At 36.7% G+C, this 13,180-nt stretch carries 16 protein-coding genes; 2 read left to right on the top strand and 14 right to left on the bottom strand.

Translation table 11 applies throughout. The features are described 5' to 3' along the window. Positions 1 to 1,258 precede the first annotated feature (1,258 nt). From ACYQ21_RS12475 to ACYQ21_RS12490, 4 genes are all read right to left on the bottom strand, one after another. The gene (locus ACYQ21_RS12475) at positions 1,259 to 1,756 is read right to left on the bottom strand and encodes a hypothetical protein (RefSeq protein WP_460058741.1); all 498 of its coding nucleotides are present in this window, start codon (positions 1,754 to 1,756) and stop codon (positions 1,259 to 1,261) included. A 52-nt stretch (positions 1,757 to 1,808) separates the two neighbouring features. Next, positions 1,809 to 2,762, bottom strand: a complete 954-nt coding sequence (locus tag ACYQ21_RS12480) for a radical SAM protein (RefSeq protein WP_460058742.1) — start codon at positions 2,760 to 2,762, stop codon at positions 1,809 to 1,811. Continuing rightward, a complete protein-coding gene (locus tag ACYQ21_RS12485) occupies positions 2,752 to 3,051 on the bottom strand; it encodes a hypothetical protein (protein WP_460058743.1) in 300 nt (99 codons plus the stop codon). Before ACYQ21_RS12485 ends, ACYQ21_RS12480 begins: the two co-directional genes overlap by 11 nt. 449 nt (positions 3,052 to 3,500) lie before the next feature. After that, a complete protein-coding gene (locus ACYQ21_RS12490) occupies positions 3,501 to 4,151 on the bottom strand; it encodes an ATP-binding cassette domain-containing protein (protein WP_460058745.1) in 651 nt (216 codons plus the stop codon). Positions 4,152 to 4,540: 389 nt separating this feature from the next. On the opposite strand from ACYQ21_RS12490, the gene ACYQ21_RS12495 reads away from it, so the two are divergent. After that, positions 4,541 to 4,726, top strand: coding sequence for a helix-turn-helix domain-containing protein (locus tag ACYQ21_RS12495; protein ID WP_460058746.1), 186 nt, complete (start codon positions 4,541 to 4,543; stop codon positions 4,724 to 4,726). A 5-nt stretch (positions 4,727 to 4,731) separates the two neighbouring features. Beyond that, positions 4,732 to 5,445: an Rgg family transcriptional regulator gene (locus ACYQ21_RS12500; RefSeq protein WP_460058759.1), complete on the top strand. Its 714-nt coding sequence runs from the start codon at positions 4,732 to 4,734 to the stop codon at positions 5,443 to 5,445. A gap of 360 nt (positions 5,446 to 5,805) precedes the next feature. On the opposite strand, the gene ACYQ21_RS12505 is transcribed toward ACYQ21_RS12500, so the two are convergent. From ACYQ21_RS12505 to ACYQ21_RS12550, 10 genes are all read right to left on the bottom strand, one after another. Continuing rightward, the gene (locus tag ACYQ21_RS12505; protein ID WP_460058748.1) at positions 5,806 to 7,116 is read right to left on the bottom strand and encodes a carbohydrate-binding domain-containing protein; all 1,311 of its coding nucleotides are present in this window, start codon (positions 7,114 to 7,116) and stop codon (positions 5,806 to 5,808) included. Between the two features lie 15 nt (positions 7,117 to 7,131). Continuing rightward, positions 7,132 to 7,812, bottom strand: a complete 681-nt coding sequence (locus ACYQ21_RS12510) for a DUF4956 domain-containing protein (RefSeq protein ID WP_460058750.1) — start codon at positions 7,810 to 7,812, stop codon at positions 7,132 to 7,134. A gap of 5 nt (positions 7,813 to 7,817) precedes the next feature. Continuing rightward, the gene (locus ACYQ21_RS12515; protein WP_460058751.1) at positions 7,818 to 8,576 is read right to left on the bottom strand and encodes a VTC domain-containing protein; all 759 of its coding nucleotides are present in this window, start codon (positions 8,574 to 8,576) and stop codon (positions 7,818 to 7,820) included. 128 nt (positions 8,577 to 8,704) lie between these two features. Then, a complete protein-coding gene (gene nrdG, locus ACYQ21_RS12520; RefSeq protein ID WP_460058752.1) occupies positions 8,705 to 9,304 on the bottom strand; it encodes an anaerobic ribonucleoside-triphosphate reductase activating protein in 600 nt (199 codons plus the stop codon). Further along, positions 9,301 to 9,444: a hypothetical protein gene (locus ACYQ21_RS12525; RefSeq protein ID WP_003138887.1), complete on the bottom strand. Its 144-nt coding sequence runs from the start codon at positions 9,442 to 9,444 to the stop codon at positions 9,301 to 9,303. The genes nrdG and ACYQ21_RS12525 overlap by 4 nt, the downstream gene beginning before the upstream one ends. Before the next feature lie 36 nt (positions 9,445 to 9,480). Beyond that, positions 9,481 to 9,783, bottom strand: a complete 303-nt coding sequence (locus tag ACYQ21_RS12530; RefSeq protein ID WP_460058753.1) for a hypothetical protein — start codon at positions 9,781 to 9,783, stop codon at positions 9,481 to 9,483. Further along, positions 9,716 to 10,240: a hypothetical protein gene (locus tag ACYQ21_RS12535; protein ID WP_460058754.1), complete on the bottom strand. Its 525-nt coding sequence runs from the start codon at positions 10,238 to 10,240 to the stop codon at positions 9,716 to 9,718. The genes ACYQ21_RS12530 and ACYQ21_RS12535 overlap by 68 nt, the downstream gene beginning before the upstream one ends. A gap of 6 nt (positions 10,241 to 10,246) precedes the next feature. Beyond that, positions 10,247 to 11,875 carry a putative polysaccharide biosynthesis protein gene (locus ACYQ21_RS12540; RefSeq protein WP_460058755.1) on the bottom strand — a complete coding sequence of 543 codons (1,629 nt, stop codon included), beginning with the start codon at positions 11,873 to 11,875 and terminating at the stop codon, positions 10,247 to 10,249. 15 nt (positions 11,876 to 11,890) lie between these two features. After that, positions 11,891 to 12,790 carry a GTPase Era gene (gene era / locus ACYQ21_RS12545; protein ID WP_460058757.1) on the bottom strand — a complete coding sequence of 300 codons (900 nt, stop codon included), beginning with the start codon at positions 12,788 to 12,790 and terminating at the stop codon, positions 11,891 to 11,893. A 129-nt stretch (positions 12,791 to 12,919) separates the two neighbouring features. After that, on the bottom strand, positions 12,920 to 13,087 hold the full coding sequence (locus ACYQ21_RS12550) for a hypothetical protein (RefSeq protein ID WP_460058758.1): 168 nt from the start codon (positions 13,085 to 13,087) through the stop codon (positions 12,920 to 12,922). Positions 13,088 to 13,180 lie beyond the last annotated feature (93 nt).

A 13,180-nucleotide genomic window follows, 5' to 3' on the forward strand; every position in this document is an offset into this window, starting at 1 on the left:
GTATTCTTCCTGAAGAGTTTAAAAAAAGCAGGGAAATGAGGGATACCTAAAGATTTTTCGCCCTTAAATTGAGAGCTGGTTTTCTGCGCTCTTTTTAAGGGGGGACTTTATATTGTTTTTCACACTAGTATCCTTCTTTCATTGTTAAATATCTTGTCCATCTAATCATCTATGCAATTTCCGTGTCCCTCGTAAATTTTCAGCGAAGAGATCATCTGAGTGTCTGACCTGCCCACGTTGCACAATAACCTGCTCATCCACCCTCAATTCTTTTTGAAGTATCATATTCCTGTGACGTAAGGAATAAGAAACAAAAGTCGTTTCCATTTTATCATTTTATAAGGGAGCACTTCGTGAAATTATTTCAAATACTGATTGTGCTTCGATGGCCTAATAAGATTCCCACTTTCTTGAACAAAGATAAAATCGGAGTACTTTGTGTTTTTTTAAGCAATTCAAGCTTATAAGCGATGAGTTGCCCAAAAATTGAGTAATAAAACTCTATTTTGCTTATCAACCGAATTGAATACACTTAAAAGGGCCTGAAACAAAAATTAAAAATTAGCATAATTTAGCTAATTATAAACTAGACAAACCGTTATGAAATCAACGTTTTCGAAAACGATTTTCATACGGTTCTTCTATTTTTGAACCTTTTGCCCTAGCCTCTGGTTCATTCATAAGTAATTTCAGTGTATATATTTTTTTGAAAAAACTATTTCTACTATTAGATAAAGAAATCTTTAGTTGATATAGAATGATAAACGTTATAAAAACATCCTCTTTTTCAGATTAAACTTTCTCGAAAATAAAAAAATGAGGTACAAAGACCTCATCCCGAAAAGCTAAATTGTATATTTTTAGCTTTTTACTTGTTGTTACACAAATTATTGTAACATTCTCCTGTGCTTGTCACTCAAAGGAGTGGCTTGAATTGAGAAAAATTAACTTGAAACAAAGAAGTACGACCCAATGATACAGGCTGGACTATCCAATGTTTCAATTTCATCTTTTTCATCCAATTCAAAATCGATTTCAAAGTCTTTCATGAATTTTGGTTCCTTTCTAAAATTTATTTAAACAAATAGTTTAGCATATTGTAAATGATGAGCATAACCATCCCATAGAACAATACATCAAATAAATAAACGACCTTAATCTTTCTAAATTTATAATCATTTACTCCTATGATGAAATTAACAATTATGTGATAGCCATCAGTCTTTGAACGCCCAAGGGGTAAGAGATTGAATAGAATTCAATTATAAACCGGAATAATTATAAACAACTTACTAGGAAATATCAAACATATGATACTTGATAAGTAGATATTAGTCATGATGCCCGCATAACAAACTGCTGCTGCTTCAAATTTTGGAAGCATATAAGCTTCAGAAGTATCAACCGTAATCATAGGAAAAATATAAAACCACTTTACTTTATATCTCCCTCTTCGTCTTCCAAAAAATCTTAAAACTAGCGAATGTCCTAACTCGTGACAAACAAGATTTACAAATAAAAAGCTAAAAGCAAGCCCCCTTTGCCAAAAATCAATCGCTTTACCACCAAACTTAAAAATATGATAACTAAGATACAACAATAATAAAACTGAACCTATTTCAAGAATTAAGAACAGGGTGTCTTTTATTGACCAGTTTGATTGCTTTTGATAACGGAAAACTACTTCTTTCGAAATTGAAATTCTGCTTATGGTAGATTTTATTTCTAGCAATATCCTTGACATAACAATCCCCATTTACATTTCTTAATATTTCATAATTAGAATTTTTATATTGAGTATAGACCATTTACTTTTTTAATGCTGCCATGTTTTCAATAACAAAAACCTTATATTCTTCAAGATTTTCTTTTCTGAACATAAGAGCACATAGCTCACAAGGATTGACAATTTTATCAGGGATATCAATTCCTAATTTTTCCTTTGCAAATTCTGAAAAGAGTGAAAGGTCACGATTCCTTAATAAATATAGCAAACCGTTCTTTTTAACTTTTACAAGAGCTTCTGTCAAGCTAAGTTCTTTATAATTTCCAATGACTAAACCTGTTTCGAAAATAACTTGCGAACAACACGGATAGATGTTACCATCAAAACCAACGACTATATTTCCACTATAAATACATCTCATCCCCTTAGTATCAGATGCCAAAGTTCTATCAAAACTGTCGCTTGGAAAGTTTCTGCAAGCTCCACCTGCGGGTAAACAGGGTACAATCTCTATAGCAGTAGGATAAACACTATTGCCCAATTCATCAAGAATACTACCGATATCTTGCTCTTTTGTTTTGACGATTGCCAATGTTGAAGGAACACCTAATGAACCTGCGGCACTCAGCAAATTTGCCACATATTCGGTCTTGATAAACTCTTTATGAAAAAAATCATGGCTTGTACTGAGGTGTTGCAGACCATTTGCTTTTAGCTCTGCTAATCTCTCAGTTGCAATCTCTTTGGATGTTGCCCAAAATCCATTAGAAATTGTTGTTACTCTTTTACCTGTTGCAGCTGCATATTTGACCAAGTCAAGCAACAGGTTATATTTCAGAAATGGTTCCCCACCTGTAAAAGAAATTGTTGTGATTTCATCAATTTCTGCTGCTTCATCAATGTACTCTTTGACTCTTGCAACATCCAATTTTTCAATACGTTGTGGACTACACTCAAAACAGCACATTGAACAAGCTGCATTACACTTGCTAAAGAGCGTAAAGGCCAATGTTTTATACGGAACATTAAGTTTCATAATTTTTTCTTCCTGAATAGATATAAATGATTATCCCAAATATCAAGACATAAACGATTGACGGCATGACTGCGAACAGGAAATTCTGAGTTTCAAAATTCCAATGTGTTCGCACAATTGATTGATTTGAAATATTTCCTAAAAATAAATATTTAACCATGCTCGTGCTAAGACTGTTGCCATCAAGAGGATTCGTAAGTCCCAATAATACAAGATTAAGGATATTACAAGCAATATAGATAATAAAGTTAGTAACTGCTGCAAACATCGTTTTTTTTTTTAGTAACAAAGATAAAAATAGGGAGAACACGATGCAAAAAAGGAGCCCAAAATTAATCGTTATAACCGCTATCACTATTTTTAAAATTTCATGAATCTGAAATTTCAACGCAGATAATACGATAAAGAAGGTCACAATAAGAGCAGTCGGGATGTACAATAGTACAAGTTTCACAAATAAACATTTCCGTAAAGAATAACCAATTTGCCTATAAAATGCATAACTCCCTTTAGAAAAATCTTCTGAAAAAGAATAGATATAAATGAATGAAATAAACAAGAAGACAAATTGTGCATAAGCATTATATATGTTAAACAAAGTCAGATAGCTCGAAATACTACCATCTGTATAAATCTGAGTGAGTAACACCCCAGAAAAACCAATAACTATAAGCAAAATGGGAAGTAGGAAGAGAACTCGATTATTTTTGAAACGCAAGTATTCAAACTCAAACAAATTTAACATCTATCTCCCCCATTTTTAACTGTTGCAACAAGAGTGTCCGTTGTCATATTTTCCTGCCGAATTGCTATTATTTTCTTTTTTTCTTTGACCAATAGATAAGGGATACTATTCAACACAACAACCTCTGTCAAATCATGCGAAGTATGAATAAATAAAATCTCACTTGATAGCTCACATACATAGTTCAAAAATAATTCTTTACTTTCAAAATCAAGAGCATTGGTCGCTTCGTCCAAAATAATAATTTCTTTTCCTGAGAGCAGCACCATGAAAATCTCTAAAATTCGTTTTTGTCCGGAGCTAAGCGTTTTGACTTTTAAATCAAGTAGCTTTGTAATATTTTGATAAAATTTCTCATATTTCTTGATTCCTGATTTAAAATTAGAACTGAGTCGTAAAACATCCCGAACCTTATTCTCCTCTGGAATATGCACATAATCAGAGACAATCGCACATTTTGCAGTGACTGATTTTGGTACTTTCCCATGAATTGCAGGAATATGTCCTAAAAATGTTTTATAGATTGTCGATTTTCCACTTCCATTCTTGCCAATCAAAGAAATTATACCATTGGAAGGAAGTTGCAAATAAACATTTTTATACATCACCTGATTTTTATAACCTATATCTAATTGAATATCCATTATTGTCTCCCTAAGTTTAGTAGTGTTTGATGTTTTACCTGTCCTGTTATCTTAGGAAAAAGCATTTTTATTTCTAATTTTTGATAAAGGATAGGGATGAAACTATTAACTTAAAACCAAATTGTAGCATACAAGGGGATAATTATTACTAGCATAGCTAGTAGATAGAATGACTTTGTACCTTTTCATATTCCACTCTTCTTTCCTTTTTGATTGCCTTATATTCATTCTATAACAAAAAATAATCGCTAGCACTAAAGAAAATCAGCTATTTTTTCTTTATTGTGGTAAAATTACATTATAGCGTATAACATAGCGGATAGCGCTTTCAAAACCCTCACTGTCTTTTAAATGTAAATATTGCTTATCAGAATATAGAAAATGAAAAAATGAATACATCCAAAACTTATAAATCAGTGGAGAGCGTAGCTTATGGAAGTGTCGAAAAAGAATTTCGACTTTTAAAAGGTTATACCCTTGCTGACGCTGCCAACGGCTATACTACTCCTTCCCATCTTTCGGAATTTGAAAACGGGAAAACAATGCTTTCGACAATGATTTTTTTGGTATTTTAAGGAATATTCACGTCAACACCTTAGAATTTGAAAGTCGTTATAATCAATATTTACACGATAATAATGTGACGCTCTCTGCTTATGAAATTTCAGAAGCATATGTTGAACGTAATATCGCCAAATTAAAAAATATTTTACTCAAAATACAATGTACTAAATCTGCTCAAAAAGATTTAGTCAGTCTAAGATTAGATAAAATCAGAATAGAAGCAGTTATTAAGCTCATTGATCCATCTTTTGTAATATCACTTCATGACATTACATACTTAGTAAAATATCTCTTAAATCTTAAAGGCTGGGGGCAGTACGAAATTATGCTTTTAGGATATACTGCAATACTCATTACACCTAGCGATTTATCAAAATTAGCTGACAGATTAATCGCCCCCACTATGACAGACTTTAATCTTCCTGTTATCAAATTAGATACCTATCGGGCACTTCTAAACATTATTGATGTGTTTACAGAGAAGAAACTTTATACTGAAGCAAACCGATATATTCAATTTCTGAAGAAAGATAATATTCATGATTATTTCATTTATGAAAAACTCACATTGATATATAGTGAAGCAATGCTCAAATTTATTAGTGGTGAACAAGAGTCACTTGACACATTGAAAGAATGCCAAAAAAACTTTTTTTGTGATTGTTTCAATATGGCAAATGTGATAGAACATGAGATTACTGAACTTGAAAAAAAATATGGACGAAACTAAAAAAAATCGGGACAAGTAAAATTTATATCAATTCACAAGTTTATATATTATGAGACGAACATCATTTTTTTGAATTTTTATTTTAATTTATTACCATGAAGCGTACAGTTGATATATCATCACGGAAATCTCTTTTATTATTAAATGTTAGATAGAATATTTAATAATAAAAGGGGGGGAATACTTAAAATATGCAGTTTTTCGTGAGTAAAACAAATGAATTCATTATCAATCGCCATGATTTTGGAAATAACGATAATATTTTGACTTTTACTTCACCAAATTGTTGGATAACGATGATAGAAAGTACTCCAGTTAGAGTGGAAATGGACATAAAAAAGCGCCGTCGAGCGCTCTTTTTTAATGACCTCTAGGTCCACCATTACCACCGCCTTGCATACCACTAAAGTTTGCAATCGTGTCTTGGGTAACGGCTGTTGTCGTCCCATCTGCTGCAACTTCTGTTACCGTTGCGTTACTCTGTTTGTAATTGCCATCAAAGTCAATTGTTGACCAATCGCGAGTTGTTGTTGGCACATGAATTGTAATCGTGCCACCTGTTATCGTCAAATCACCATTAGAGTCCAGACCGTCACCAGAACCAGAAAGTCCCGCATAAACAACCAACTTACCACCCGAAATCGTTACCTTACCTGTGCTTGAATTAAAATTATCTTGTTTTATCCCAGTCTCGCTATCATTGCCACCAGCACCGTTAATGGCGTCATCTTGCGCTTTGACTGTGATGTCGCCACCCTTGATTTGAAGATCCGCCGCTTCAAGTCCTTCATATGAATTTTCAATTTTGATTGTGCCGTCATTGACCTCTAAAACGCCGTCTGCGTGCAAACCGTCATCTTCAACATCGAGTTTTATATCGCCCTGATTAATGACAATGTTGGTGCTGGCATGGAAACCGTCGCTTGTTGCTTTGATATTGAAGGTGCCACCATTCACCGTAATCACACCTTGATCAGCTTCTTCGATATTAGTCGTTTTAACGGCATTACTCTCAGAAGTCAGGGTGAAATCACCACCGTCAAAAGTCACACTGTCTTTACCTTTGATGGTTTCATTTTTTGCAGTCAACTCATAAGTCCCACTGCTAAAAGTCAAATCATTTTTAGATTGAATGGCATTTTGAGCTGCTGAAGTCACTACTAATTTCCCTTTACCTGTGAAAGTCAAGTCATCTTTTGAATAAATCGTTGCAGTATTGTCTGCATCTTTACCTGTGCTTGAAATGGTATTGATCGTCCCCTCTGCTGTTTCAATCATGATTTTTTTACCATTAGTGATGGCAATAGGTGCTGTTGTCGTGTTTGCCAAGTCAACATTGTTTAAAACAAGCGTGACTTGTTCTGTATCGCCCACATCGATAGCAATTTGGCCATCCTTCGTCTGACCTGTTATCTCATAAGTGCCTGCTTGTGTAATGGACAAGTTGGCGTTTTGTGACAAATCTACTTTTGTCGCATTTTCAAGCGCTGTTGCGGTGACTGTTTCGCTACTTTTAGCTGTACTCGCCTTGCTTGTATCAGTGCTTTTACTAGCCGAAGTTGCCGAGATAGCAGAAGTCTGCTTGCCTTTATTTAAGACCACAACCATTCCAAGAATGACGACTGTTCCTACGATAATTGAGACAATACTTATTATTTTTTTATGTTTCATATTAAACACTCTTTCTTATAAATCATTTAACCCAAGCTTGTTGTGCTGGATTGTTATCGGCAGATTACCATTGACTTCGCGCAATTTATCGAGGAAAATCTTTTGTTGGGCGCTATCTTTTTCTGTAATCGAAAAAGTGACTTCTAACAAGCTCCCGAGATTGGTCGTTTTGACCTGCTCAATCTTGTAACCATTGGTAAATTCTGCAAAAATGGGATTAAATTCTGAGTTGTAATCTGTATATTCTGGCAGGGTAATCTTAACTTGTTTCTGCGTTGAGGCTGTTTCGCCAAATTTCATTTGCGTGTAGGCAAGCATGGCAAGGCTAACAATAATGACAAAAATAAAAGCATAAACGACATAACCCATTCCGATCGCGAGACCAGACGCCATTGAGAAAAAAATCGTCGTAATTTCACGCGCATTTCCCGGAGCTGAACGGAAACGAACCAGTGTGAAAGCGCCAGCCACGGTAATGCCTGCCCCCAGATTGCCGTTCACAACCATGATAACTGCAGAAACGAGCACTGGCAACAAGGCAATGGTAAACACAAAATTTTTGCTGTAATGATTGCGGTACATATGAATTTTAGCAATGACAAACCCCGCTAAAAGACTGGCAAAAATCGTCGTCAGCAAGACCGGCAAGCTGACTGTGAGTGTGTTGGTTGAACTAGATAGAATACTTGATAGCATATGTTTTATTTTCCTTTTCTTGAAAAGTTAAATTTGATATTTTTTTCTTGATAATAATGCGGGGCAATAGCTTGATGATAGATATTACCATACTTTGTGAATTTCCCTTGATAAATGTCAAGTTCTGATAACATGCGGGAAATTTCCAGCGGAAAACTTCCCGAGATTTTAATTTCCATGAGAATGGTGTCATCATCTGTTAAAGCGCTTTTCGCAATTGAATCCGTCTGTGTCAAATCAAATCCTGTCAGACTGTACCTGATATTTTGATCAAAAGTAATCCGAAAATCAGCGTCCTTCTTGTGAAACATGGCTAATCTATCATAACTAATCAGCACCTTGGGTTGGAGCACTTCTTGTTGTTGATAATAATCAATTTCCCTCAAAATTTGACTTGCTTTGTCAAGGGTTTGTCCTTGAAGAAAGCTCAGCGCTTGATCATAGACTAATTTTTCCCGTCGTTTGTAGGTAATACCAGCCACTTTTTTCTTGAGTTCTAAAAAAACTTGACTATCTGCTGTCGCTTGACCATAACTGCGCAGGCGCAATTTTTCCTTAAATTTCGGCTTAGAAACGGAATGCCGAATGACATCAAAGTCAGTCGTATCATAATAAATCGTATGAATAGTATGCAGACCGTAATCATCAAAGCACATGACCGTCTGCAACCTCTCAACTAAATCTTCAAATTTTTGACGCGTTAGCAGATACTTCTTTTCCTTACGCTCAAAAATTTGTCCACTTTTCACTTTACTTTTTGCCATTTATTTCCTCCTGTTCTAATAGATAACTTCATTTTACAATCAAATACTTAACTACCCCTTAATTAGAAAAAGCACCAAATTAAAAACGCCTACTCGATTGAGTAGACATTGCCTTAATAAATCAAATTTTAAATCAATTTTTCCTTATGAAATTGTTCCACGGCCTGTTTACCATCATTGAGTTTTTCCCAGATGATAACTTTTCCTGCTTTAAGAGATTTTTGGACATCAATTATCCGCTGATTACTTGAGCCACGGAATTGTAGCAAGAGATTTTTCTTAGAGAGGTCAAAACGACCGTCAACTAAGATGTCTATATGGGCTAACAAGTCAAGTTTATCTGGCGTTTCTAGCATGAGTTCATCCCATGTATAGCCTGTCCATGACCAGATGTCCTTATCCGGTAGCTCAGACTTGATTCTTTTCACAAGCGGTAAAACTGTGCCAGTGTTAAGGAAGGGCTCGCCACCTAATAGGGTCAAACCTTGCACATAGGACAGCGCCATGTCCGCCATGATACGCGCTTCTAACTCCGGCGTATAAGGCGTACCAAATCTAAAGTTCCAAGTTGCTTCATTATAGCACCCCTCACAATGGAAAGGGCAACCACTCACATAGAGACTATTGCGCACACCTTCGCCGTCAACAAAATTGAGTGGCTTGTAATCTGCGATATAGCCCTGTGATAAGTCCTCAGATCGCCATTCTTGGGGTTTGGGATTGTTCATTTCTTGCCTGATTTCTTTTTGTTGAGATATTGTGCTTTAATCGCTTCTAGTTTCAATTGTTTATCCGATTTTCCGATATTTTTTTCATGAAACTTTTGGACACTTTGCTGTCCTTTATTGTCTAATTGATATTTACCCATTTTATCCTTTCCTATACTTCACTATTCCTAGAATTATTAATATATTGCACCAATACAACCAAGTGCAAAAAGAAGTGGTTTTAAAGTGTGGTTCATTACCTTTATCGCAAATAATGGATAAATAAGCGCAAGTCCAGCATAATACCAACTAAAAGCTTCAAATTTTGTAGGTCTTTTCTCCAGAGGTAGCATATTCAGATGTTCTTGAGTTAAAATTTTTCTATTATTAAACGCATAAGAAACATTCACATTTACTGATAATAAACCAACATCAGATAAATTGTGAGTAGCAATATATTCTGCTATATAAAAATAGAAGAATATGATTAACATCATCATCAGTAGCCCAATTCGCTACTGATAATTCAAGTTGAAACTGACCATTTATCTTGACAATTGAACGACTGAAAACAGCAATAGGAATACCATTTTTATTGACAGGATAGATGATACCTTTTGTGCCAGAAGAGAGCAAATCCTTACTGTAAATCTCACCATTATTTTCAAAGTAAGATTCCCAATAAGCTATTTTCAAAAAATTATGAACACGCTTTCTAACTACTTTGTTATCACTTTTTTGTAAATCTCTTCCCAAAATTCTTTCTGTTTTTGAAACTTGTTCAAATTTATCATAAACGACAAAAATTTGTTCATTATTTTTTATCTTATAAGCACGATTAGCAGCATCTTGCTCAATATCAAAAACTGCCTCCCACGTATCAGAATTTGGCTCATATTTTAGAATTTTAAAACTTTCCGAATCACCCAATTGCTTTAATTTAAGTTGTTTACTCATAAAACCTCAAATATGCAATTTTCGGCGAAGAGATGTGCCCTTTTCGCCCAGTAATTTTTCTAAGTACCCTAGTTTTGCTGCCATGACTAAGTATGCAGCGAATCCAAAGCCTCCTGCTATCACTGTTCCCAGCAGGACGTGATCTGGCAGTAACCATTTAACCACGCTCACGACGAGCGCCATAATCAAGGTCATCGTCGCAATGCCCAGAAAGCCGCGGAAGGTCACTTTAACCGAAAACTCAGAGACTTGCTGGACTTTGCGCAAGAAAAGGAAGACCCCGATACCAAAGGCAATGGTCGTTGCAATCATCGGCCCATAAGCCTCATAGAGCAGAATTGCCGGCACTTGGAGGACGAGCTTGATAGCTAACGTCAAGCCAAAGTAGCGCATCGCGACGCGACTATGGCGCAAGGCTTGAAGCATCGGTGATAACATGGCATAGCTTGCCAGAAGAAAACTCTGAAGAAAGGTAAAGACAAACAAATTCAGCTGGAGTTGGCTTGGCGACACGTAGAAAATCGTGTAGATTTGACGCGCCAAAATACTCATGCCAACAACGGCTGGGAGCATGAAAACAGCAAATAGCTGGAGACTATAACTAATCAGATGTGCCGTCTCTTTTTTATTCCCCTTGACATAAGACGACGTGATGACGGGAATACTGACACCGCCCAAAGTCGTTGCCACACCAATCAAAACCATGGTCAACTTATCTGTATTGGCAGAAAAGTAAGAGAAGAAAATCGCCAACTGCGCATCCGTGTAATTGGCAATCAGTCGCATGACGTGCGGGAAAGTCGTTTGGTCAATCAGTTTGAAAATCTGAATGGCCGACCCAATCACGATAAAGGGAATGGCCTGCGTCAGCGTTTGCGCGAGAAGATTCACAGCATTAATCTGATGTTTAGACGGGCCGGGATTGGCGATATGTGTGATGTCGCCTTGTTTCATCAAAGCCAAAACCAAGACAACAGAACTAGCAATCATGCCGATAAAAGCGGCAGTTGTTGACTGTGTAACGGCTGCCACCCAGTCGCCTGACCCAATCTTCATGATGGTAAAGGCTGTGACTAACATCCAAATGACGCGTACAATCTGCTCAAAAAGCTGACTGAGCGCGTAGGGTTTCATGTTACTCAAACCTTGGAAATAACCGCGAATGACTGACATAGCCGGAAAAACGAGGACAGCCAGTGACAGAGATTTCATGACTGGAATCAAGTCTTTACCGCCACCTGACAGCGCCGCAAAAAATGGTGCAAGCAAGTACATGATACCTGCAAAAATCGCGCCTAAAATCACCATGAAGACCAACATTTGACGCACCAGACGATAAGACATATTCCTATCTCCGAGCGCATTATACTTGGCGACTTCTCTAGAAATGGCGACTGGAATACCAGCCGTCGAAATTAAAAGAAAGAGGGCGTAGACATTGTAACCCATGGAAAACAGGGCATTGGCCTGATCGCCATGACTGCCCATCCACGCATACCAAGGAATGATATAGATAGCACCCAAAATTTTCGACAGGAAATCACCCGCCGTCATCCAAAAAGTGCCAGCCAGCATTTTATTTTGCTGATTTTCTGAGTTAGAAATCTCTTCTCCTATAAACTCTGCATTTTCCATTTTAGACAGCCACCCTTAAAAATCATCTTTACGATAACCCATTGCTTGGATATCAATTTTTTTATCACGCCAATTAGCCTTGATTTTGACCCAAGTTTCAAGGTAAACTTTATCGCCTAACATGACTTCAATGTCACGACGCGCCATTTTCCCGACCTTGCGAATCATATCGCCACCTTTTCCAAGGATAATCCCTTTTTGACTCTTGCGTTCAACATAAATCGTTGCCATGATATGGATTTTTCCTGTATCCTCATCACGTTTCATCAAGTCCACTGTAACAGCGATGGAATGTGGCACTTCTTCACGTGTCAAAATCAAGACTTTTTCACGAATCATTTCCCCAACCAGAAAGCGCTCTGGGTGATCTGTAATCATGTCATCTGGGAAGTATTTAAAGCCTTCTTCGAGATTACTTTTGAGAATATCGAGCAATTTTTCTGTGTTGTTGCCCTCAAGGGCAGAAATCGGCACGACTTCTTTGAAGTCCATTTGTGTGCGGAAGTCATCGATTTGTGCCAACAACTGGTCTGGATGGACTTTATCGATTTTATTGACAACCAAAATCACAGGGACATTGGCTTGCTTGAGCCGCTCAAGAATCATATTATCGCCTTTACCACGCGCCTCATCAGCCGGCACCATGAATAAAACCGTATCCACTTCACGCAAGGTAGAATAAGCAGACTCCACCATATAATCGCCCAAAGCATTGTGCGGTTTGTGAATACCCGGCGTATCAATGAAAACGATTTGCTCGTTTTCAGTTGTATAAATCCCTTGAATTTTATTACGCGTGGTTTGTGCTTTATCACTCATGATGGCGATTTTTTGCCCCATCACGTGGTTGAGCAAAGTTGATTTTCCGACATTTGGTCGGCCGATAATTGAGACAAATCCTGATTTGAAGGTCATATTTTTTCTTTCTGTTTGAGGTAATCTTGATATAGTTATCAACGACTGCATTTTTCTGATAACTGCCTATTTCGGACAGACTTATTTTATTATAACATAAAAAGCCGTTGCCGACTTTTCAGTTTTATCTTATTTGTCGCCTTTATTACGAATCACGAAACCGGGTTTCTTTTCAGTCGCTTTAGGGTGAACTTTTTGTTTATCTTTTTTGTAGTAATCTTTTTTGTTGCGGTCATCACGGTCGCGACCACCACCACGGCGATCCCCGAGTTTGACAGTTAAAACTAAAAAATACACCCCCAAAAGCTATTATATCAAGGGATATGATAGTTTTTTGCAACTTCATACTTGTTGTAGACGGTTGGTTTTGATATAATATAAATATGGCAT

This window comes from Pseudolactococcus yaeyamensis, assembly GCF_054658615.1.